This is a genomic window from Gymnodinialimonas sp. 202GB13-11, from assembly GCF_040932485.1.
Classification (GTDB): domain Bacteria; phylum Pseudomonadota; class Alphaproteobacteria; order Rhodobacterales; family Rhodobacteraceae; genus Gymnodinialimonas; species Gymnodinialimonas hymeniacidonis.
The window spans coordinates 2655914-2678003 of record NZ_JBFRBH010000001.1 but is presented as its reverse complement, the minus strand read 5'-3'; the positions used below and the strand labels follow the sequence as shown (position 1 = coordinate 2678003).

Here is a 22090-nt window from a genome sequence, read left to right as displayed (position 1 = left end):
TCGGTCCCTCACTGCCTCTGGCCCCACTGGCCAAGCGGCGCGGGAGGGCTTACCCACAGGGGGAAGAGCCGTCAACCAAAGGTCCGTTGCCCGTGGAAGATCACAACGTATCCCCCTTCAACGCCTTGCCGCCCGTTGTGGTGGCTTTGGCCGTGGTCATTTTCGGGCTGGAATTGATGTTTCAGGCTGCAACCGCCGGGTTTCTAGGCGGGCAGGGCGGCGTCGGCTGGCGGCTGGCCGCGATGGAAGATTTCGCGGTTCTCGATCAGGTGTGGACGTGGATGGTGACGAACGGGATTTATCCGGCGGAGCAATTGCTGCGGTTCGTGACCTATCCGCTTATCCACGGCAGTTTCGTGCACGCGGCGTTTGTCGTCGTGTTCATCCTGGCGCTCGGCAAGATGGTAGCGGAGGTTTATTCGACGCTGGCGTTTCTGGCGGTGTTCTGGGTGTCGGCGGTGGCCGGTGCGTTGGGTTTCGTGCTGATCATGGACAGCCCCTTTCCGCTGGTGGGCGGCTATCCCGGTGTTTACGGCCTGATCGGGGCGTTCACCTTCCTGATGTGGATGCGTGCGGAGGCGCAGGGCTCGGGCCAGATGCGGGCGTTCGGGTTGATCGGGGCGCTTTTGGCGATCCAGTTGCTGTTCGCGTTGATCAATGGCGAGTTCGGAACGGTTGTGGCGGATTTCACCGGGTTTGTGACGGGTTTGCTGTTGTCCTTCGTGGTCAGCCCCGGCGGGTGGGCGCGGTTGCTAACCCGGATGCGACAGCGTTAGGGTTGCCGTGTTGCCCGTCACTATGGGGTGGCGGCGAAGAACACGGGAAATCGAGCAGATATGAGCATATTGAAATACCTTGCCGCCGGGGCTGTGGCCCTTGGACTGATGGGCGTTGCGGCCCAAGCACAGACGCGGGCCGAGATTGAGGCGGCATTCACAAACCACCTGCTGACGGTCGATGAATACCGCGATCCGAATGCGCCTTCGGACTTCTCCATGACTGTGGAGTTCCGTGCGGGCAATGTGGCGCGGTTCGTGGCGTATGGCGATGAAGAGGCGTGGGCCATCTGGCGCGTCTCGGGCCGTCAGATCTGCACGACCGTTTCGATGTTGCAGGGCAACACGCTGGTGCCGGTCGAGGATGAGGAATGCCTGCGCGTGCGGTTCAACGGCGATCAGGTCCAGCTGAATTTCCCAAGCTCAACCGGTGGCGTGATCTACTATGTCGGACGTCTGACGCCGCTTTAACCGCGCCGCAGGGCGCTGCGCATTTCAGCCAGGCTGAAGGCACCGAAGAGGCGGCCAAAGCCGTAATAGCTGGCCATGCCGATCAAGATCAGCAACGCCAAGGCGACATAACGAATGCCCTCGGCTCCGAAGAAGGGGCCGAGGATGATCTCAGTTCCTAAAAGCACCACTCCCATCGACAGCGCTGCCGCGACGATGCGCCAGATGCGGCCGCGAAAGCGTGTGTCGAATTGCGCTTCTTCCCCCATGGAGCGGCGGCCTTTGGAGAGGAGGGCCACCATGACCCATGCGGCTGCGGTTGTGGCGATAGCGGCCCCAAGGAAGCCGATCAGCAGGGCAAGCCCGATGGCTACGACCGCGTTGACGACCATCGCCACCACTGCAAAACGGAACGGTGTGCGCGTGTCCTCGCGCGCGAAGTAGAGCGGCTGAAGCACTTTTTGCAGAACAAAGGCGGGCAGGCCGATGGCATAGACGGTCAGCGCCAGCGCGGTTGCGGCGGTATCATCGGAGGCGAATTGCCCCCGCTCGAACAGCACCGAAATCAGGGGCACGGGTATAACGGCGAGGGCGACGGCGGCGGGCACTGTCAGGACCATCGAAATCTCAGCCGCGCGTGAGAGTGCGTTGCGCCCGCCCTCTGCATCACCCGCACGCAGGCGGCGGGACAGGTCCGGCAGCAGGACAATCCCAATGGCGATGCCCACCATGCCAAGGGGCAGTTGGTAGAGACGGTCTGCGTAGTAGAGCCACGCGATGGCCCCGTCAAAGAAGCTGGCGACTTGACGGCCCACCAACAGGTTGATCTGCACGACACCGCCAGCAAGCATCGCGGGTAGAGCGATGATAGCGAGTTTCTTCATGTCGGGCGTCAGGCGCGGCAGGCGGGGGCGAATGCGGATGCCGGCCCGTTCTGCGGCGAACCAGACCAGCACCAATTGCGCGATCCCGGCAAGTGGCACGCCCCACGCCAGTGCAGTGGCGTAGCGTTCTTCAGGATAGACGAGCGAGGTCATCTTGCCGTCGGGCTGGAACCATTCGGCCCCCAGCATCGCTGCCACAAGGATGATGTTGAGCAAGACTGGTGCGGCGGCGGCTGCGGCGAAACGGCCAAGAGCGTTCAGGACGCCGGAGAAGAGCGCGGCCAGTGAAATGAACAGGATGTAGACGAAGGTGATGCGCCCGTAATCCGTGGCCAGTTCCAATCGCTCATCTGCTGCGAATCCACCCGCCATGGCCAGCACCAGCCACGGCATGGCTGCGGTGGCGACCAGCGTCAGCACGATCAGGATAGTGGCAAGGCCCGAAAAGGCGTCTTGCGCGAAGGTCTGGGCATCTTCGCCGCCTTCGACCTTTTTCGAGAAGAGCGGCACAAAAGCGGTGTTGAACGCGCCTTCGGCAAAGAAGCGCCGGAAGAGGTTGGGCAGGGAGAAGGCGACAAGGAACGCCTCATTCACCGGGCCGGTGCCGAGGAACGCGGCCAGGAGGATGTCGCGCACGAAGCCGAGGATGCGGCTGCACAATGTCCAGAACCCAACCGTGAAAAAGCCCGCCAACAGGCGAATGGGCTTTGCGGCGGCCAAGGCCCTAGGCCCCCGCCCGTTCGGCCACGCGGGCAATCGCGGCGCGGAGTTTCTTTTCAAGCCCGGCACGTTTGCCTTCGGAATGCAGTTTCAGGCCGAACATATCCTTGACGTAGAAGGTATCGACCACCTGCACGCCGTAAGTCGCGATCACGGCGGAGGCGATGTAGATATTCGCCGCCGCGAAGGTCTTGGTCAGGTCGTAGAGCAAGCCCGGACGGTCGCGGGTATCAACCTCGATGATCGTGTAAATCTCGGAACCTTCATTGTCGAAGGTGATGGTGGTGGGCACGTCGAACGGGCGTTCGCGTTTCTTGATCTTGTCGCGGCGTTCCATCGCCTCGGAGGCCAGAACCTCCCCTTTCAGGGTTTTGCGGATCATGCCGGTCAGGCGCGGCAGGCGGGCCTTTTCGTAGGGATGGCCATCATGGTCCTGAACCCAGAAGACGGCGGTCGCGTAGCCATCCTTGGAGGTGTAGGTGCGCGCATCAACGACATTGGCACCGACCAGCGATAGGGCGCCTGCGAGGCGACAGAAGATGCCGGGGTGGTCGGGCAGCGCAAAGCACACGCGGGTGGCATCGCGGTCTTCGTCCTGCTTGGTGTCGATGCGGATCTCATCATCTTCCAGCCCGCGCAGCATTTCCGCGAAGGTGACTTGCGTGCCAAGGTCCAGACCTTGCCAATAGGGGCCGTAATGGCGGTCGACCTCGGCCTTGATCTCGGGCTTGGACCAATCGGCCAGTGCGCCGCGCAGGGCCTTTTTGGCCTCCCCTTCCAACTGCTCGCGGTTGATATCCTCCAACCCCGTTTCAAGGGCAGATGCGGTGGCGCGGTGAAGCCCGCGCAGGAGCGTGGCTTTCCAGTTGTTCCAGGTGTTCGGTCCGACGCCGCGGATGTCGCAGACCGTCAGCACGGTCAGCAGGTCCAGCCGCTCGCGGGTTTTTACGGCCTTGGCGAAGTCGCGCACGGTGCGCGGGTCCGCGATGTCGCGTTTCTGGGCCATGTCAGACATCAGAAGGTGGTAGCGCACCAGCCATTCGACGGTTTCGCATTCCGCCGGTTTCAGGCCAAGGCGGGGGCAAATCGAGCGGGACATACGCGCGCCGAGGATCGAGTGATCCTCTTTCCGTCCTTTGCCGATGTCGTGCAGCAGGCAAGCCACAAACAGGACCTTGCGGTTCACCCCGCGCTTGAGGATACCGGAAACGAGGGGGAGTTCTTCGACAAGCTCTTCGCGTTCGATCTGGGCGAGGGTCGAGATCACCTGGATCGTATGCTCATCCACCGTATAGCTGTGGTACATGTTGAACTGCATCATCGCGACGATGGGGGCGAATTCCGGCATGAAGGCGGCCAGCACCCCAAGCTCATTCATCCGGCGCAGGCCGCGTTCGGGGTTGCCGTGTTTGAGCATCAGGTCGAGGAAGATACGGTTGGCCTCAGGATCGCGACGCATCTCATCGTCGATCAGGTCAAGCCGGGCGGAGGTTTCGCGCATCGCGTCTGGGTGAATCAGGTAGCCGGTGCGCAGGCCTTCTTCGAACAGGCGCAGGATGTTCAGCTTGTCCTTGAAGAAGGTTTTAGGCCGGTCGATGGTCAGCCGGTTCTGTTTCAACGCATAGCCGGGTTTGAGCCGTTTGCGCCGGTTCACCCCGCGCAGGAAGTTCAGGATGGCGGGTTCCTGTTTGACGTGGCGCGCTTCCAGACCCGTCAGGAAGATGCGGGTCAGCTCGCCCACCTGGGTGGCGTGGCGGAAGTAATCCTGCATGAAGTGTTCGACCGCGCGTCTGCCGGAATGGTCGGTATAGCCAAGGCGGTCGGCGACTTCGACCTGCATGTCAAAGCTGAGCATGTCCTGCGCGCGGCCTGCGATCAGGTGCAGGTGGCAGCGCACGGCCCAGAGGAAGCGCTCGGCCTCATCAAAGGCGGCGAATTCCTCGGGGCGGAAAACCTTGGCTTTGACCAGTTCTGCCGCGCGGCTGACGCCGTGTTCGTATTTGGCGATCCAATAGAGCGTCTGAAGGTCACGCAGCCCGCCTTTGCCCTCCTTGACGTTCGGCTCCAGCATATAGCGTTGCCCGCCCTGCCGCTTGTGGCGGCTGGCGCGTTCTTCGAGTTTTGCCTCGATAAACTCACCGGTTGTCTTGTCGAAGAGCTGGCTGCGCATTGTATCTGCAAGCTCAGCGCTCAAGGTCGGGTCGCCGTAGAGGTGGCGCATTTCAAGCAGGGTGGTGCGAATGGTGTAATCCTGCTTGCCGAGGCGGAGGCATTCCTTCTCCGTCCGGCTGGCATGGCCCACCTTCAGGCGCAGGTCCCACAGCATGTAGAGCGCGCTTTCTATGACGCTTTCGATCTGCGGGGTGACTTTGTAGGGCGTCAGGAACAGCAGATCGACGTCGGAATGCGGGGCCATTTCCCCGCGTCCGTAGCCGCCGACGGCCAGAACGCTCATCCGCTCAGATCCGATGGGCACGCCTGTGGGATGCAGATAGGTCTGCGCCACCCGCATGACCTCTGTGACCAACACATCGGTCAGGTGCGCGTAAGTGCGTGTGGCGCGGCGCGCGGCAAGCGGGTTTTCGAGGATCGCATCGGCAATGCGCGCGCGGCTGACCTTTTGGGTCTCCAGAAGTTCCGCGACCGTTGCCGCGCGGATGGCTGCAGCGTCGGGCGCGGACTGGCAGGCGCTGTCGATCCGGGCCTGAAGGGCAGCCCGGTCTACAATATCCGCGCCGGGCAGCAGTAATGTGCCCGGCTTGGAAGGGTTTGAAAGGGACGGGTTGCGTGGCCGGTCAGAGACCGGCACCGCCAAGGCGTCTTGGGGCGGGGTCAACGATACTCACCTGTTGGTTCACGATTGCGGCCACGGCGAGGGCGCGCTGGATCGTTCCGTCGTTGAGGAAGCGGAACACGCCGCCTGCACCGTCGACCTGACCGGCTGCCACGAAATCACCCGCGCCAAGGCGGCCCGTGCCCGCCGTCTGAGCGACGGCGCGGATGGCGTCATAGCCAAGGCTGCCAAGCGCATGGGGGGCCGCGCCGTTCGTGGCGGCATAACGTGCGTTGAAATCAGCCGCGGCACCTGTGTCAGGCAGGGCAAACCAGCCGCCCTGAAGGCCCGAGAATTCCAGCGTTGCGGGTGGAATATCCCAACGGGTCAGGCCCATCATCTGGGTCGTTGCGGGGTTCAGGCCATTCTCCTGCAGAAGCTGTGCGAAAAGCGGCAGGGCGCCTGCGCTGTCCGAAGTCAGCAAAACCGCATCGGAGTTGCGTGCAGCGGACGTGACCTGAGGCACGACGTTGACCACGCCGACCTGGCTGAACTCGTAGGGAATGGTTGCGGTGATGTTGGCACCGCTGCGCGCGGCTGCCGTGCGTACAGCATCGCGCGCCACTTCACCGGCGAGGTTGCTGGCATGGACGAGCACAATATTCCCGCGGCCCTGACGGGCGGCATAGCTGACGATACGATCTGCTGTATTGGCGAAGGTATATCCCAAGACAAGAACGTTGCCGCCCGCAATCTCGGTATTATTGGAGAAGCTGAGCACAGCCACGTTCGAGTTTGCAACAGCCACACCAACGGCGGCGGCTGCGTCCGAGCGGAGCGGGCCAACGATCACGTCTGCGCCGTTGCCCACGGCTTCTTGCGCGCGGGTCGCGGCGGTGGATGCGTTGCCGGCGGTGTCGTAGACCGTAATGTTGATGGTGGCGTTGTCTGCCACATCAGCGGCGGCCAGACGGGCGGCATTTTCAAGGCTGCGCGACAGAAGCGCGTCACCGCCGCCACCCGACATCGGCAAAAGCATGGCAACTTCAACGGTTTGTCCGTTAACGCGCGGTCCGGTTCCAAGGCCGATCGGGCCACCACCGATTTGACATGCCGTCAAAACAAAGGTCAGGAGCAGAGCGCCCAATATGCGAGCTGGGTTGCGAAGTTTTGCGAAACCGGAAACCATTGAACGATGCCCTCCCTCGAGGCGTACTTAATTCTCATTGCGGGAGCCCGCGCATGCACGCTACGGCCTATGCCAGATCAAGTAAACGATCCGACCGTGCCGTCCAGTGCCCCCGCGCTGCAGATGGACCATCCGACCCCTTCAACGCAAGCGCCTTGACGCGCCCTTGCCTGCTTATGGCGGAGCGGCGCGCATGACGGCAGGGGGAAAAGTGCAGCCCGGATTGCATTTTGTGGCCACGCCGATCGGGTCGGCCCGCGACATAACCCTGCGTGCGCTGGATGTGCTGAAAGACGCGGATGTGATCGCGGCGGAAGACACGCGTACGGCGCGGCGATTGATGGAAATTCACGGGATTCCTGTCGCAGGGCGTCAGATGATTGCCTATCACGATCACAGCAGCGCGCAGGGTAGGGCTGGCTTGCTCAAGCTTCTGCAGGCCGGGAAGAGCATGGCCTATGTCTCGGAGGCCGGGACACCTTTGGTGGCTGATCCGGGCTACCAGTTGGGCCGCGCAGCCATTGAAGAGGGGATCGCTGTTTATTCCGCGCCGGGCGCTTCTGCAGCCTTGGCCGCCTTGAGCGTATCCGGGTTGGCCTCGGACAGGTTTCTGTTTGCGGGCTTCCCGCCACCGCAAGCGGGCGCACGGCGTAAATGGCTAGCGGATCTGGATGCCGCGAAAGCGACCGTGATCCTCTACGAAAGCCCGAAGCGCGTTTACCGAACATTAGCTGAATTGTGTGAGGTCTTGGGGGATGACCGAGAGGTGGCGCTATGCCGGGAATTGACCAAACGCTTCGAGGAAGTGCTCCGCGGCACCTGTGGGCAGGTCCGCGACCGCTTGGCGGAACAACCGGTGAAGGGCGAAATTGTACTGGTGATCGGCCGCGGCACCGGGCCAGTCGCGACGGAGGCGGATGTGGAAGCAGCACTGCGCACGGCGATGGCGGATCTGCCGCTGAAACAGGCCGCGGCGCAGGTGGCCGAGGTTTTGAACCTGTCGAAGCGGGATCTTTATCAACTGGGCCTGAAGCTGAAAAACGACGGCTGAAAGGCCATAACGCCTACCTGTCTGGCAAGGCCGCCGAAGATCAGGTCATGCGACTTTATCTGGATCACGGACATATTCTTGTAGCTCGGCGCTGGCGCGGCGCGGGAGGAGAGATTGATCTGGTGATGGAACGCGACGGACAGGTTGTTTTCGTCGAGGTCAAGAAATCCAGTACCCATGTGCGGGCTGCCGAGAGTCTGTCTCGCAAGCAAATTGCTCGCCTTTTGCAAAGTGCTGAGCATTGCCTTGGTGGATTTCCAAAGGGCAGCCTGACGCCGATGCGATTTGATGTGGCTTTGGTCGATGGTGCAGGGCGCGTAGATGTCTTGCAGAATGCACTGTCTGCCTGATCCCCCCTTGCACTGGCCCCCAGCCCACGCCAAGTGAAGGCGAAGCTATGCGGAGGGACAGGCATGTTGGTGGCGTTTCAGATGGACCCGATCGAAGCGGTCGATATTGAGGCGGATTCCTCGTTCCGTTTGGCTGAGGAAGCGCAGGCGCGCGGGCATGACTTGATGGTCTATACGCCCGACGATCTGTTCTACCGCGAAAACCGCGTGCTGGCGCGGGCGCGGCGGATCAGGGTGCAGCGGGTGCAGGGCGATCATGTTCACGCCGAGGCGCCAGAGATTGTTGATCTGGCCGATGTTGACGCGATCTGGCTGCGGCAGGATCCGCCGTTTGACATGGGCTACATCACCACCACGCATTTGCTCGACCGGCTGAAGGGCAAGACGCTGATCGTGAACGACTCGTTCTGGGTGCGGAACTGTCCTGAGAAGCTGCTGGTGCTCGATTATCCGGATTTGACGCCGCCCACGATGATTGCGCGCGATATCGAGATGTTGAAGGCGTTTAAGGCAGATCATGGCGATGTCATCCTCAAGCCGCTTTACGGCAATGGCGGGGCGGGGGTGTTCCGCCTGACGCCGGAGGATCGCAACCTGAATTCGCTGCATGAGCTGTTTACCGGCATCAATCGCGAGCCCCTCATCATGCAGAAGTTCCTGCCGGATGTGTCGGCGGGCGATAAGCGCGTGATCCTTGTCGATGGGGAGCCTGTGGGCGGTATCAACCGGGTGCCTGCCAAGGGTGAGACGCGGTCGAACATGCATGTGGGCGGGCGACCCGAGGCGACTGCGCTGACGGACCGGGAGTTGGAGATCTGCTCCATCATCGGCCCGCGCTTGCGTGAGATGGGGCAGGTTTTTGTCGGCATCGACGTGATTGGCGGTTGGCTGACCGAGATCAACGTGACCTCGCCTACCGGAATTCAGGAGCTGGAGCGCTTTGACGGCGTGAACATCGCCGCGAAAATCTGGGAGGCGGTGGAGCGCCGGGCCGCGGAAGCGTGAGTCTGAGGCTGGCCGTTTTGAACGTCGGCTGCCGGTTGGTCGGCAAGACGCGGCTGCGCTACGTGCAAAAACCGGGCAGCCAGCGCAAGGATTTCGACTATCTCGGGCGGGTCCTGAGTGGTCGGAAGAAGGATTTGTCGGAACGCGTTGAAGCGGGTGAGCCGTCTGTGACCGTCACCGAACCTGCCGATGGGCCGTCGGGCACGATCCTCTATTTCCATGGCGGGGGCTATATTGCCGGATCACCCCTATCGCACCGGGCGCTGATCCGCAGCCTTGTGCGGCGCAGCGGGGCACGGGTGGTTGCGCCGGACTATCGGCTGGGGCCGGAACACCGTTTACCCGCCGCGCAAGAGGATGCGCGGGCGGCTTGGGACGCGTTGGTTGCAAAAGGCACGCGGGCTGAAGAGATCGTGCTGGCGGGCGACAGTGCGGGCGGCGGCATGGCGCTGTCGCTCATGGCGGAACTGGGGGCGGAGGGTGTTCGGCCCGCCGCCTGTGTGGCCTTTTGCCCATGGACGGACCTGACGGGTTCCGGCGCGTCGATGGTCGAAAACGCGAAACGAGACCCTCTTTTGCCAGTAGAGCGCCTGCCGGACCTGATCGGTTTTGCCGTGGCCGAAGGGGCCGATCTGGCTGATCCGCGCCTGTCGCCGCTTTTTGCAAAATTCAGCGCACCAGCGCCTACGCTCATCCAGCATTCACAGACCGAGATCGTGCGGGACGATGCGTTGCGGATGGCCGACGTGTTGCGCGGAGCGGGCGGAGAGGTTGTGGTGCAGGATTGGCCGAACCCGCCGCACACTTGGCATATCTTCGGGGACGCCTTGCCTGAGGCGCGCGACGCCCTTGAGAAGGCGGCGCAGTTCATTAAGGCGCAGTTACGTCTCGCGTGACCCGATTAGGCGGTAGCCGATGGCCTCCGCGATATGGGGGGTACTGACCGTTTCCACCCCTTCCAGATCTGCGATGGTGCGGGCCAGCCGCAAGACGCGGTGATAGCCGCGCGCGGTCAGGTGGAACTGGTCGGCGGCTTTCAAGAGCATCTCTTTCCCCGGCGCATCCGGTGTGGCGATCTGATCGAGCAACGCCCCTTCGGCATCGGAATTGACCAGCGCATTCGTGCCGAGGGCCGCGAAACGCTCCGCCTGCAAGGCACGGGCTGTGGCCACGCGAGCGGCGATCACGGCGCTGCTCTCGCCCGAGGCGGGCAGGTCGAGGTCGGAATAGGCGACCGGTGGCACCTCAAGCCGCAGGTCAAAACGGTCCATCAACGGGCCGGAGATTTTGCCCATGTAATCCTGCCCGCAGACCGGCGCGCGGTTGCAGGCCTGGTTCGCATCATAAAGTTGCCCGCAGCGACACGGATTGGCTGCGGCGATCAAAAGGAAGCGGCAGGGATAGGTCACATGGGCATTGGCGCGGGCCACGACGACATCGCCGGTCTCGATCGGTTGGCGCAGCGTCTCCAGCACCTGACGCGGGTATTCCGGGAATTCATCGAGGAACAGAACGCCGTTGTGGGCGAGGCTGATCTCACCGGGTTTCGCTCCACGCCCGCCGCCCACGATGGCGGCCATGGATGCCGTGTGGTGCGGCGCACGGAAGGGCCGGGTTCGCGAGATGCCGCCTTCGGTCAGCAGTCCCGCAAGCGAGTGGATCATAGAGGTTTCCAGCGCCTCGGGCGCCGACAAGGGCGGCAAGATACCCGGCAGGCGCGCGGCGAGCATTGATTTGCCGGACCCGGGAGAGCCGATCATAAGCAGGTGGTGCCGTCCGGCAGCAGCTATTTCCACCGCGCGCTTTGCGCGTTCCTGGCCGCGTACCTCAGAGAAGCATTTTGGTCCGGTTTCGGCGGCAACCTCGCCCGGTTTCGCGGGCTCAAGTGGTGCGCGGTCGGTGAGGTGAGCAATCAATTCGGCGAGCGAGCTGGCGGCAAAAACGGGTGTTGCCCCGACCCACGCTGCCTCCGCCCCGCACCCGGTCGGGCAATACAGGGTTCGGCCGTCTTCGCCTGCCGCCAACGCAGTAGGTAGCGCGCCAAGAACAGGAACTAGCCGCCCGTCGAGCGACATCTCCCCCAGTGCCATCGCGGTTTCCACACGCTCCTTCGGCACGATGCCAAGGGCGGCCAGTAGAGCCAACGCGATGGGCAGATCGAAGTGGGAGCCTTCCTTGGGCAAATCCGCAGGCGACAGGTTCACCGTGATCCGGCGCGACGGCAGGGCGATAGCCATTGCCTGCAATGCCGTCTTCACCCGTTCGCGCGCCTCGGACACGGCTTTGTCTGGCAGGCCGACAATCGCAAAGCCCGGCAAGCCCGCGGTCACGGCGCACTGCACTTCGACGCGTCGCGCCTCCAACCCCTCAAAGGCGACGGTATGGGTCAGCGCAAGCGCTTCGGGAGAGGGTGAATCAAACATGATCCAGTCCTAGCCGGATCATGGTTAGCGAAGTGTTAACGAACGTTAAGAGAAAGTCGGGAAGGGGATGCGTTCCAGCGGGGCCTTGTCGTAGACGGCAACTTCGGCATCCTCGTCCAGCCCTTCCGCGCGCCAACTGAGGAAGCTGGGATGGGTCGTCAGCGACTGCGCGTAGGCGGCGACGGTGTCGGACATCGGCAAGCCATAGGACAGCAGGCGCGTGACGACTGGGGCGTAGAAAGCATCGGCCAGGGTGAAGTCGCCATAAAGGAACGGCCCGCCGGAGCGATTGAGGGCGCGGGTCCAGACCTCCTCAATCCGGGCGACATCGGCCAGCACCTCTGGTGAGGGCTCGAATCCGGCCCATGCTGTGCGCAGGTTCATTGGGCAGGCGCCGCGGATCGCGGTGAAGCCTGAATGCATCTCGGCGATGATGCTTTGCGCCTCGGCCCGCGCGATGGGGTCGGCGGGCAGCAAGCCCTTGTCGGGGAACGCTTCTGCCAAGTGCCAGCCGATGGCGAGGCTGTCGGTCAGCATGCCCCCTTCTGGCGTTCGGACGGCAGGCACTGTGCGGTGCGCACCGAAGTCTGCCACATCATCGTAGAAGGAGTCGGAATAGATGACTGCAGAATGGACGGTCACGGGGATGTCGAAAGGTGCAAAGCTGAGATAGCCGCGCAGGGACCAGCTCGAATAGCTTTTTTGCCCGATCAGGAGAGAATACGTCATGCACGCATCAATGCCGGGTTTTGGGTTTGCGTCAAACCAAAGCCGCTGATGCGGCTCATCACGGGGCGTGATTAATGTGTTCCGCCTGCCATGTGCCGTCGGTCTGGACCAGCATGGTGGCGGAGAGCGGGTCGATCTTGTGACCGAGCGCTTCGTAGGGTGACATGCCGGTGGCGTGGGCCATGTGGCACAGGATGACACCGAAATGTGCGACGCAGACCAGATCGCCGTCATGTCGCGCAAGGACATCATCAACCGTCCGCGCCACCCGTCGCGTCACGGCATTCCAGCTTTCCCCATTGGGTGGCGCGATATCGCCGGGTTCTTCCCAGAACGCGCGGCTGAGTTCCGGGTGGGTGGCGGCGACTTGCGTGAAATGCACGCCGTCCCAGTCCCCAAAGTTGAATTCGCGCAGGTCCGAGGCGTGGGGTAGGCGACGGCGGCCCGCTGCGATGGCATCCGCCGTGGCGACCGCGCGTTTGAGATCGGATGAGATGATGGGTGCGTCCGCCGGCAACCAATCCGCCAACCGCGCGATGGCCGCGCTGTCTGATAGATCAGCTGGCACATCTCGCCATCCTGTGAAGGTCTTTTGGTGTGTTGGGCCGTGGCGCACCCAGACCAGACGCCTCACCACGGATCATCCACGTCGTCGAGGTTGGGCTGGCCTTTGAGTACCTGTGGCAGGCCGGCGCGGACATAGACGACCAGATCACACTCGGCGGCGATCTTCTGGTTCACGACACCTTGCGCCCGTTGGAACGCGCGGGCCAGCGCGTTTTCGGGGATCACGCCGCCCGAGACATCGTTGGACACCAGCACAACCGGCGCGCGCATCTGGATCAGCACGTCGATCAGCAGGTCCAACTCCTCCTGCCAGTCCCCGTCGTCGATCATCAGGTTGGTGAGCCAGAAGGTCACGCAATCCAGCAGGGCGACTTCGCCGCCTTCGATTTGCGCCAGCGCCCGGGCCGCATCATGCGGCGCCTCGACGGTGCGCCAACCCTGGCCCACACGACGGTCGCGATGAGCCTGAATTTTTTCCGACATCTCGCCATCCAGCATTTCAGCCGTGGCAATGTAGACTTTGGCCAACCCGGATTGGTGTACCATCCGCTCGGCAAAGGTCGATTTGCCACTGGAGGCACCGCCGAGAACCAGACTGAGAGGGGGCAGACGCAATTTTATGTCCTGAATTGTGATCCAAACGGTTTTTACCTGCGTAACCCTATTTGAAAGCCGCCGAAACAGGCGTGTTCAGACAGGTTAAAAACCGGGGGGTCGTTATGGCATTGGATATGGGATCAGACCAGTCACTTTCCCGCCGCGCTATGAAGGCGGAGTTGTTGGATGCAGAGACCGAATTGAGGCTGGCATACGCTTGGCGGGATGAACGGTGCGAGGAAAGTCTGCACCGCTTGATCACGGCTTATATGCGGTTGGCCATTTCAATGGCGGCAAAATTCAAGCGCTACGGCGCGCCGATGAACGACTTGATCCAGGAAGCAGGGCTTGGCCTGATGAAGGCCGCCGACAAGTTTGACCCTGATCGGGGTGTTCGCTTCTCAACCTACGCCGTGTGGTGGATCAAGGCCTCCATCCAGGATTACGTGATGCGCAACTGGTCGATGGTGCGAACCGGTTCGACCTCCTCCCAGAAATCCTTGTTCTTCAACATGCGTCGTGTTCAGGCACGGTTGGAGCGTGAGGCGATGCAGGTGGGCGAGACGCTCGACAAGCATCAGTTGCGCCAGATGATCGCCACCGAAGTGGGCGTGCCCCTGCATGATGTGGAGATGATGGAAGGTCGTTTGGCCGGGTCCGACTATTCGCTGAACGCGACGCAATCGGTCGATGATGAAGGCCGTGAGTGGATTGACGCGCTGGAAGATACCAGTGAGCAGGCGGAAGAGATCGTTGAAGCCGATCACGACCGGATGCAGCTGCGTGAGTGGTTGATCACGTCGATGAACGCGCTGAATGACCGCGAACGGTTCATCGTGCGCGAACGTAAGCTGCGCGAAGACCCGCGGACGCTGGAAAGCCTCGGCAACGAGCTTGGCCTGTCGAAAGAGCGCGTGCGCCAGCTTGAAGCCGCCGCGTTCGGCAAGATGCGCAAGACGCTGGAGGCACAGTCGAAGGAGGTTCGGTCATTCTTCGCCGTGTAATGCTCCATGCGCCATTGGTCTTGCTCGCGGGCCTATTCGTGGTGACGCTGTTCGTGTCACCACCGACCGCTTTGCCGATTGAAGCGCCTTTGGCGATCGTCATCCCCTGAAGCCCCATCGCAACCGCCCCGAATCAGATTGAAGGGGCGGAGACGCGCGCATAACGTGTCTGCGCGACGTCGAAGGGGCGCAGAATGCTGACCAACAAGCGAATTCTCCTGATCATTGGGGGCGGCATTGCCGCATTCAAATCGCTCGACCTGATCCGCCGCCTGCGGGATCAGGGGGCTTCGGTCACGCCGGTTTTAACAAAGGCCGCCGAAGAATTCGTGACGCCGTTGTCGGCCTCGGCCCTAGCGGCAGAAAAGGTCTACCGCGACCTGTTCGACCTGACCGATGAGGCCGAGATGGGCCATATCGAGCTTTCGCGTGCCGCTGATTTGGTGGTTGTGGCCCCCGCGACTGCCGACCTGATGGCGAAGATGGCCCATGGCCACGCCAATGACCTGGCCTCCACCCTTCTGATGGCGACAGACAAGCGTGTTCTGTTGGCGCCTGCGATGAACGTACGGATGTGGGAGCATCCGGCGACCCAGCGTAATCTTGCGATCTTGCAAGGGGATGGCGTGCTGGTTGTGGGTCCGGACGAAGGCAATATGGCCTGCGGAGAATATGGCCCGGGTCGGATGAGCGAGGTGCCCGATATCGTCGCCGCCGTGGACGCCGCGCTGAACGATGGGCCGTTGAAGGGCAAGCATGTGCTAGTCACCTCTGGCCCGACCCATGAGCCGATTGATCCGGTTCGATATATCGCCAACCGCTCCTCCGGTGCGCAAGGCACGGCGCTTGCCGAGGCTTTGCGTGATCTGGGCGCGTCCGTGCGGTTTGTGACTGGGCCTGCAACGGTGCCGCCGCCCGCGGGCGTTGAGGTCGTGCGGGTGGAAACGGCGGCGGAGATGGCGGCGGCGGTCGATGCGGCCCCTCATCCAGCCGATGCGGCTGTCTTCGCTGCGGCGGTGGCCGATTGGCGGGTGGAAAATGCCAGCGGCTCGAAGATGAAGAAGGACGGCAGCGGCAATGCTCCGGCGCTGGAATTCGCAGAGAACCTGGACATTCTTGCGACGGTCTCCCAACGGACAGTAGAGCGGCCCGCGCTGGTCGTGGGCTTCGCGGCCGAGACCGACGATGTTGTGGCCAATGCAACGGCCAAACGTGCACGAAAGGGCTGCGATTGGATTGTGGCGAATGACGTCTCACCCGAGACTGGGATCATGGGCGGGAATGAGAACCGGATCGTGCTGATTTCCCAAGACGGGGCCGAGGAATGGCCTAGATTGGGAAAAGACGAGGTGGCCCGTCGCTTGGCGGCACGGATCGCTGAGGCTTTGACGGCGTAGCGACGGGACGTCTGGGGGATGCAGGTGCCGGACATCGAAGTGGTGCGAGAGGATTGGGCCGACGCGGATGTTGCCTTGCCTGACTATGCGACGGCAGGTGCTGCGGGCGCGGACCTGCGCGCGAATTTCGCAGAGGCGGATCGGGGCGGTATGGTGCTGGCCCCTGGTGCGCGCGCATTGGTGCCCACCGGTCTGCGCGTTGCAATTCCGGATGGGTTCGAGATGCAGGTTCGGCCACGCTCCGGCTTGGCTTTGAAACATGGTGTGACGCTGGCCAATGCGCCCGGCACCATCGACAGCGATTATCGCGGGCCTCTGGGGGTGATCCTGATCAATCTTGGGGATGAGCCGTTCACGATTGAGCATGGCGCGCGCATTGCGCAGGCCGTTGTGGCGCCTGTGGTTAAGGCCGAATATCGGATCGTTGGGGCCCTTTCGGATACATCGCGCGGATCGGGTGGCTTCGGGTCCACCGGGACGCGCTGATGCTGTTTGTCCTGTTTCTTGCCGCCGTGCTGTGGGGCATCGGCCATGTGATGAGAACGCCGGTTCAGGCGCGTCTTTACATGCTCGGTTTGCTCTATATCGCGGTGCTGGGGGTGCAGATTGCGCTGCCCTTTGGCCATCCGCTGCGGGAGGCGACCGGAGGTTCCGCCGCATTGTGGCTGCTGCTCGGCGCATTCGTTGCGCTTGTTCTGGGCTACCGTCTCGTGCTTGGGCGCATCCGAGGGCGCGCGGAGGAGATCGAGGCCGCGCGCGACGCGGATGTGAGCCTGCCCGAAGGCCCGTTTCTGGATGTGGAGCTGGAGCGTTACGCACGCCATATCACCTTGCCGGACATCGGCGGCGGCGGTCAGCTTGCGCTGAAGAATGCCAAAGTTCTTGTGGTGGGCGCAGGCGGGCTAGGCGCGCCGGTTTTGTTTTATCTGGCGGCGGCAGGCGTCGGGCGGATCGGAGTAATCGACCATGACGTGGTCAGCTTGTCGAACCTGCAACGTCAGATCATTCACACCGATGATCGGACGGGAATGCCAAAGGTGTTCTCAGCTGAGATGGCGGTGAAAGCGCTAAACCCTCATGTGGACGTCCGCCCTTATAATCGAGAATTGACTGAGGATGTCGCTGAAACGCTGTTCGCGGACTTCGACCTGATCCTTGATGGTACCGACAGCTTTGAGGTGCGCGCCATGGTCAACCGCGCCGCCGTGGCTGCCGGTCGACCCGTCATTGCCGGGGCGATCAGCGCATGGGAAGGGCAGGTCACACTGTACGACCCAGCGGGTGGTGCGCCATGTATGGCCTGTGTCTTCCCCGAGGCCCCCGCGCCCGATCTTGCCGCGACCTGTGCCGAGACTGGCGTGCTCGGCGCTTTGCCGGGCGTTGTCGGCTCCATGATGGCGCTGGAGGCGGTGAAAGAGATAACCGGGGCGGGCGAGGGTCTGCGTGGTCGGATGCTGATTTACGATGCACTCCATGCCGAGACGCGCACGATCAAGGCGCAGCGCCGGGCCGATTGCGCGGTTTGTGGTGGGCTTTGACCGGGCGGGCCTTGTGCGCCCGGATCGCTCGGCCATACTGATCTCAGAAAAACAGGGAGTCTGACCATGAAACATGTTGTTTTGGCCGCTTTGGCCGCGCTTGTTCCGTTCGCTGCATCTGCCGACGGGCATCTGCCCGACCTCGAAGGGCGCGAGATCGTTGTCGTTACGGAAAACGCCTATCCGCCGCTACAATTCATTGACCCGGTCACAGGCATGGCCATCGGCTGGGAATATGACGCGCTGGAGATTTTGGCGGAGCGCCTGAACTTCACCCCCGTCATCGAAAACATCAGCTGGGACGCGATGATCCCCGCCGTGTCGGAGGCGCAATACGACATGGGCATGACCGGCATCACGATCCGCGAAGACCGTGATGAATTGGTCGATTTTTCAGCGCCTTACATGGTCAGCCAGATGCGGATGCTGGTGGCGGCGGATGAGGATCGCTTTGCTACGGCAGAAGAATTCGCCGCGGATGAGGAGCTTTTAATTGGGTCACAAGCAGGCACGACACCCTTCTACGTCGGCGTCTACGACGTGCTGGATGGCGATGAAGGCAATCCGCGCATCGTTCTGTTCGAAACGATCCCGGCCGCCATTCAGGCCTTGATGACCGAAGACGTCGACATGGTGCTGGCCGACAGCGCCGGGGGGCAGGGCTATGTGTCGGCCAACCCGGACCGGTTGCAGATGATCGGCGATCCGCTTGGGACCGAGGAATTTGGCTTCATCTTCCCCAATGACAGCGATCTGGTTGCGGCCTTTGATGCAGGCATCGAGTCGATGCGCGAAGATGGCACCTTGGCCGAGCTCGACCAGCGCTGGTTCGTCGACTACGCACTTGGCCAGTAAACGATTGGGCGCGCTGGGGTTTCCGGCGCGCCATTTCCCATGATCTCCCCCACACCGCAGGACAAGGATTTTCCCTGGTGGCTCGTCGCGCTTGGCGCGCTCGGGGTCTTTGCCGTGTGGCGGATGTGGGGCGATCCGATCTACGAACAGCTTGTCGTGACCTTGCGCCGGGGCGTTGGGATCACGGTGATGGTGACGCTGGTGGGTTTCACCATGGCCTCGTTCATGGGGATGGGCCTGGCATTGATGAGCCTGTCCCGGAGCCTGATTTTGCGGCAGATCGCACGGTTCTACGTGGAAATCGTGCGCGGTGTTCCGATCATCGTATTGCTGCTCTACGTGGCCTTTGTTTTCGCGCCCGCCTTGGTGGCGGCGTACAATTGGGCGGCGGAGGGCGTGGGGGCCGAGACCATCCGCACGCGTGATTTCCCGCTGCTGTGGCGTGCGATCATTGCGCTGGCGATCGGCTATTCTGCGTTCATCGCCGAGGTGTTCCGAGCGGGCCTGCAATCCATCGACAAGGGACAGTTGGAGGCGGCGGATGCCTTGGGGTTAAGCCGTTGGAATCGTTTCCGGCATATCGTCTTTCCGCAGGCGATCCGGACGATCTTACCGCCGCTAGGCAATGACTTTGTGGCGATGGTGAAGGATTCGTCGCTGGTGTCGGTGCTTGGGGTTCTGGATGTGACGCAATTGGGCAAAGTGATTGCCGCGTCGAACTTTCGGTATTTCGAGACCTATAACGTAGTCGCGCTGATCTACCTGACCATGACCGTGACTTTATCGTTACTTCTCAGACGGTTGGAAGTTCGGCTGAGACAAAGTGAACAACGCTAGGGTGCCCATGCCGTCCCGGACGCCTATCTGTGATCCAAAGGAGAACCGCCATGACAAATCCGCTGCTTCAGAGCTGGGACACACCGTTCGAGATGCCACCGTTCGAGGCAATCTCCGATGAGCATTTTGCGCCTGCGATGGAGGCCGCGATTTCCGAGGCGCGTGACGGGGTCTATGCGATTGCGGAAAGTGCCGAGCCGCCGACATTCGAGAATACGATTGAGGCGTTGGAACTGTCCGACAAGCTGCTCCACTGCGTGGCGGGGGTGTTTTACAACCTTGCCGGGTCGGATTCGAACCCGGTGCGGGAGGAGTTGCAGCGTGAATTTGCGCCGAAGCTGTCGGCGTTGTCATCGGAAATCTCTAACAATACCAAGCTCTTCACGCGAATTGACGACTTGTGGCAGCGTCGCAATACGCTCGGCCTGAACGATGAGCAGATGCGCGTTTTGGAGCTGACACGGCGGGGCTTTGTGCGGTCTGGAGCGGCGCTGGAAGGCGAGGCGCGAGATCGGCTCACGGACGTGATGGCGCGGCTGTCTGTGCTCGGCACGTCCTTCACGCAGAACTTGCTTGCGGATGAGCGTAACTGGTTCATGCCATTGGAAGAATCTGATCTGGAGGGGCTGCCGGATTTCGTTGTGGACGCAGCGCGGGCGGCTGGTGAAGAGAAGGGCGCAGACGGGCCGGTTGTGACCTTGTCGCGGTCATTGATTGTGCCATTTCTGCAATTCTCGCCGCGCCGGGATTTGCGCGAGACCGCCTACAAGGCCTGGGCCGCGCGGGGCGCGAATGGCGGTGAGACTGACAATCGCGCGATTGCGGCCGAGACGCTGGCCTTGCGCGATGAGCGCGCCAAGCTCTTGGGATACAAGGATTTTGCGGCCTTCAAGCTTGAAACCGAAATGGCGGGGTCGGCGGATAATGTGCGCGATTTGCTGATGGCGGTTTGGGAGCCAGCGAAGGCGCAGGCGGAGGCGGATGCCGAAAAACTGGCGGCGATGATGGCCGAGGATGGCGTGAACGGGCCGTTGGAGCCTTGGGATTGGCGTTTTTATTCGGAGAAGCGGCGCAAGGCGGAGCATGATCTGGATGAGGCGGAGTTGAAGCCGTACCTGTCGCTCGAGGCGATGATTGCGGCGTCGTTTGATTGTGCCAACCGGTTGTTCGGGTTGGAATTCGCGCCGTTGGATGTGCCGCTTTACCACCCCGATGCACGGGCGTGGGAGGTGACGCGGGATGGTGCGCATGTCGCTGTTTTCATTGGAGATTACTTCGCGCGCGGATCGAAACGCTCGGGGGCTTGGTGCTCGGCTATGCGCTCACAGAAGAAGCTGGGTGGGGAGACGCGGCCGATTGTTGTGAACGTGTGCAACTTCGCGAAGGGTGAACCGGCGCTATTGTCGTATGATGATGCGCGGACGTTGTTTCACGAGTTTGGGCATGCGCTGCACCAGATGTTGAGCGACGTAACTTATGCCTCGATTTCAGGGACTTCGGTGGCGCGGGACTTCGTGGAATTGCCGAGCCAGCTTTACGAGCATTGGCTGGAAGTACCTGAAGTGCTTGAGAAATTCGCGACGCATGTGGAAACGGGTGAGGCGATGCCGAAGGATCTGTTGGAGCGGCTTTTGGCGGCGCAGACCTATGATATGGGTTTCTCGACCGTGGAATATGTCGCCTCGGCGCTTGTGGATCTGGATTTCCACGATGGCGGTGCGCCAGATAACCCGATGGAATCGCAGGAAAAAACGCTTGAGCGCATTGGAATGCCGCGGGCGATTGAAATGCGGCACCGGACGCCGCAATTTGCGCATGTCTTTGCGGGGGATGGCTATTCCAGCGGGTATTACAGCTACATGTGGTCCGAAGTAATGGACGCGGATGCGTTCGAAGCCTTTGAGGAAGCAGGTGGCGCGTTCGATCCGAAGATGGCCAAGTCTTTGGAAACGCACATTCTTTCGGCAGGCGGGAGCCAGGAGGCGGACGTGCTTTACACCGCGTTCCGCGGGCGGATGCCAGGGGTTGAAGCGCTGTTGAAAGGGCGCGGGCTGGACAGCGCGGCCTGAGCGGAGATCCAACGCAGAAGCGAAAAATCGGGCCGGGGAAGTGGCCGGAAAGTCCTCCCGTTCGGGAGGAGTTGTTCCCGTTCGGGAAGAGTTTGGGGGTTGGACAGACGAAAATCCTTCCCGTTCGGGAGGGGTTTGGTGAATTCCTGTATAAGATTAGGGCGCGTTACGTTTTGAGTTGAACCGCAACCCGATGCCTCTCACCCGCGGCCCGAACGCGATCCGCGATCGCCCAGGCAAAATGCAAGGTGCTTCAGTCGAAGACCTCACCCGGATCGACACCCCAAAGCGCGGCGGTCTGGACCCAGCCGCGGTAGCCGCCGACCTCCATCAGGCACCAATCGGGTTGGCATTCGTCGAGCCGCCCGGTGACGCCAAGCTCGGCATGGGCGCGGATCGTGGAGGTGAGGTCGGGGCGGGAATAGAGGGGGAGCATGTCAATCTCGACAATCGCGGAGCGTTCACCCGACAAAAGCGAGTAGTGCATCCAGCCGCCTGCGCCGTCGCGGTCGACGACGCGGCGCCAATGGCCATGTTCGGCAACGATCATCATGGGCATGTGGCGACGGGTGAAGACCCAGTCGATGCGATGCGAGCGCGAGGGGCCGCGCCTCGCGTTGCCCTCAGACGCGCGCATGGAAACATAGCGCGGGATCGGAAAGCCAGTGACGGGGCCGACGCGTTCAGGCGCGGCCTCGGTTGTTTGGGCCACAGACGCAGTGGGCGCCAGAGCAATTGTGCAAAGAAGAAGTGTGACAAAGCCGATAAGGGCGTTGCGCATGGGTTCCTGCCTCGGTTCCGTGACCCGAACTGGGCCAGACGTGTCCTCAATCGTTCCAGTGATCTTGCGCCACCGGTAACGATAGGAGAGTGTCA

Annotated in this window: 21 protein-coding genes; 13 read left to right on the top strand and 8 right to left on the bottom strand. The window is 62.1% G+C overall.

The window, feature by feature from the left end; all coding sequences use genetic code 11:
- Positions 1 to 92 precede the first annotated feature (92 nt).
- Complete coding sequence (locus V8J81_RS13495) at positions 93 to 776, top strand: rhomboid family intramembrane serine protease (protein WP_368476271.1); 684 nt, start codon at positions 93 to 95, stop codon at positions 774 to 776.
- 60 nt (positions 777 to 836) lie between these two features.
- Positions 837 to 1247 (top strand): hypothetical protein, encoded by a 411-nt coding sequence (locus V8J81_RS13490; RefSeq protein WP_368476270.1) that lies wholly within the window; start codon positions 837 to 839, stop codon positions 1245 to 1247.
- Here the strand turns inward: V8J81_RS13490 and murJ are convergent.
- From murJ to V8J81_RS13475, 3 genes are read right to left on the bottom strand one after another with little or no spacing between them, the layout of a single operon-like run.
- Positions 1244 to 2830, bottom strand: coding sequence for a murein biosynthesis integral membrane protein MurJ (gene murJ, locus V8J81_RS13485; RefSeq protein ID WP_368476269.1), 1587 nt, complete (start codon positions 2828 to 2830; stop codon positions 1244 to 1246). The genes V8J81_RS13490 and murJ overlap by 4 nt on opposite strands.
- A 4-nt stretch (positions 2831 to 2834) precedes the next feature.
- Complete coding sequence (locus V8J81_RS13480) at positions 2835 to 5666, bottom strand: [protein-PII] uridylyltransferase (protein WP_439649895.1); 2832 nt, start codon at positions 5664 to 5666, stop codon at positions 2835 to 2837.
- Positions 5626 to 6750 carry a penicillin-binding protein activator gene (locus tag V8J81_RS13475; protein WP_368476268.1) on the bottom strand — a complete coding sequence of 375 codons (1125 nt, stop codon included), beginning with the start codon at positions 6748 to 6750 and terminating at the stop codon, positions 5626 to 5628. The genes V8J81_RS13480 and V8J81_RS13475 overlap by 41 nt, the downstream gene beginning before the upstream one ends.
- A gap of 235 nt (positions 6751 to 6985) precedes the next feature.
- Between V8J81_RS13475 and rsmI the strand changes: the two genes are divergently transcribed.
- The 4 genes from rsmI to V8J81_RS13455 all read left to right on the top strand — a co-directional run bounded on the left by rsmI (position 6986) and on the right by V8J81_RS13455 (position 10094).
- Positions 6986 to 7843: a 16S rRNA (cytidine(1402)-2'-O)-methyltransferase gene (gene rsmI, locus V8J81_RS13470; protein ID WP_368476267.1), complete on the top strand. Its 858-nt coding sequence runs from the start codon at positions 6986 to 6988 to the stop codon at positions 7841 to 7843.
- Positions 7840 to 8193 carry a YraN family protein gene (locus tag V8J81_RS13465; protein ID WP_368477645.1) on the top strand — a complete coding sequence of 118 codons (354 nt, stop codon included), beginning with the start codon at positions 7840 to 7842 and terminating at the stop codon, positions 8191 to 8193. Before rsmI ends, V8J81_RS13465 begins: the two co-directional genes overlap by 4 nt.
- 63 nt (positions 8194 to 8256) lie before the next feature.
- On the top strand, positions 8257 to 9198 hold the full coding sequence (gshB, locus tag V8J81_RS13460) for a glutathione synthase (protein ID WP_368476266.1): 942 nt from the start codon (positions 8257 to 8259) through the stop codon (positions 9196 to 9198).
- Positions 9195 to 10094, top strand: coding sequence for an alpha/beta hydrolase (locus V8J81_RS13455; protein WP_368476265.1), 900 nt, complete (start codon positions 9195 to 9197; stop codon positions 10092 to 10094). The genes gshB and V8J81_RS13455 overlap by 4 nt, the downstream gene beginning before the upstream one ends.
- On the opposite strand, the gene V8J81_RS13450 is transcribed toward V8J81_RS13455, so the two are convergent.
- From V8J81_RS13450 to cobU, 4 genes are read right to left on the bottom strand one after another with little or no spacing between them, the layout of a single operon-like run.
- Positions 10080 to 11621 carry a YifB family Mg chelatase-like AAA ATPase gene (locus V8J81_RS13450; protein WP_368476264.1) on the bottom strand — a complete coding sequence of 514 codons (1542 nt, stop codon included), beginning with the start codon at positions 11619 to 11621 and terminating at the stop codon, positions 10080 to 10082. The two genes, V8J81_RS13455 and V8J81_RS13450, sit on opposite strands and share 15 nt — an antisense overlap.
- 45 nt (positions 11622 to 11666) lie before the next feature.
- Positions 11667 to 12350 carry a glutathione S-transferase gene (locus V8J81_RS13445; RefSeq protein ID WP_368476263.1) on the bottom strand — a complete coding sequence of 228 codons (684 nt, stop codon included), beginning with the start codon at positions 12348 to 12350 and terminating at the stop codon, positions 11667 to 11669.
- A gap of 58 nt (positions 12351 to 12408) precedes the next feature.
- Complete coding sequence (locus V8J81_RS13440; protein ID WP_368477644.1) at positions 12409 to 12966, bottom strand: histidine phosphatase family protein; 558 nt, start codon at positions 12964 to 12966, stop codon at positions 12409 to 12411.
- A gap of 14 nt (positions 12967 to 12980) precedes the next feature.
- The gene (gene cobU, locus V8J81_RS13435) at positions 12981 to 13532 is read right to left on the bottom strand and encodes a bifunctional adenosylcobinamide kinase/adenosylcobinamide-phosphate guanylyltransferase (protein WP_368476262.1); all 552 of its coding nucleotides are present in this window, start codon (positions 13530 to 13532) and stop codon (positions 12981 to 12983) included.
- 104 nt (positions 13533 to 13636) lie between these two features.
- Between cobU and V8J81_RS13430 the strand changes: the two genes are divergently transcribed.
- The 7 genes from V8J81_RS13430 to V8J81_RS13400 all read left to right on the top strand — a co-directional run bounded on the left by V8J81_RS13430 (position 13637) and on the right by V8J81_RS13400 (position 21214).
- Positions 13637 to 14518, top strand: coding sequence for an RNA polymerase factor sigma-32 (locus V8J81_RS13430; RefSeq protein WP_368476261.1), 882 nt, complete (start codon positions 13637 to 13639; stop codon positions 14516 to 14518).
- Between the two features lie 194 nt (positions 14519 to 14712).
- Positions 14713 to 15915 (top strand): bifunctional phosphopantothenoylcysteine decarboxylase/phosphopantothenate--cysteine ligase CoaBC, encoded by a 1203-nt coding sequence (gene coaBC / locus V8J81_RS13425; RefSeq protein WP_368476260.1) that lies wholly within the window; start codon positions 14713 to 14715, stop codon positions 15913 to 15915.
- An 18-nt stretch (positions 15916 to 15933) separates the two neighbouring features.
- Positions 15934 to 16401, top strand: a complete 468-nt coding sequence (gene dut / locus V8J81_RS13420; protein WP_368476259.1) for a dUTP diphosphatase — start codon at positions 15934 to 15936, stop codon at positions 16399 to 16401.
- The gene (locus V8J81_RS13415) at positions 16401 to 17453 is read left to right on the top strand and encodes a HesA/MoeB/ThiF family protein (RefSeq protein WP_368476258.1); all 1053 of its coding nucleotides are present in this window, start codon (positions 16401 to 16403) and stop codon (positions 17451 to 17453) included. Before dut ends, V8J81_RS13415 begins: the two co-directional genes overlap by 1 nt.
- A 66-nt stretch (positions 17454 to 17519) precedes the next feature.
- Positions 17520 to 18308: a transporter substrate-binding domain-containing protein gene (locus tag V8J81_RS13410; protein WP_368476257.1), complete on the top strand. Its 789-nt coding sequence runs from the start codon at positions 17520 to 17522 to the stop codon at positions 18306 to 18308.
- Between the two features lie 39 nt (positions 18309 to 18347).
- Positions 18348 to 19145: an amino acid ABC transporter permease gene (locus V8J81_RS13405; protein ID WP_368476256.1), complete on the top strand. Its 798-nt coding sequence runs from the start codon at positions 18348 to 18350 to the stop codon at positions 19143 to 19145.
- Positions 19146 to 19195: 50 nt separating this feature from the next.
- Entirely contained in the window at positions 19196 to 21214 is a 2019-nt protein-coding gene (locus V8J81_RS13400) for a M3 family metallopeptidase (protein ID WP_368476255.1), read from the top strand.
- A gap of 253 nt (positions 21215 to 21467) precedes the next feature.
- Here the strand turns inward: V8J81_RS13400 and V8J81_RS13395 are convergent, their stop codons facing one another.
- The gene (locus tag V8J81_RS13395; protein ID WP_368476254.1) at positions 21468 to 21995 is read right to left on the bottom strand and encodes an SH3 domain-containing protein; all 528 of its coding nucleotides are present in this window, start codon (positions 21993 to 21995) and stop codon (positions 21468 to 21470) included.
- Positions 21996 to 22090: the final 95 nt, after the last annotated feature.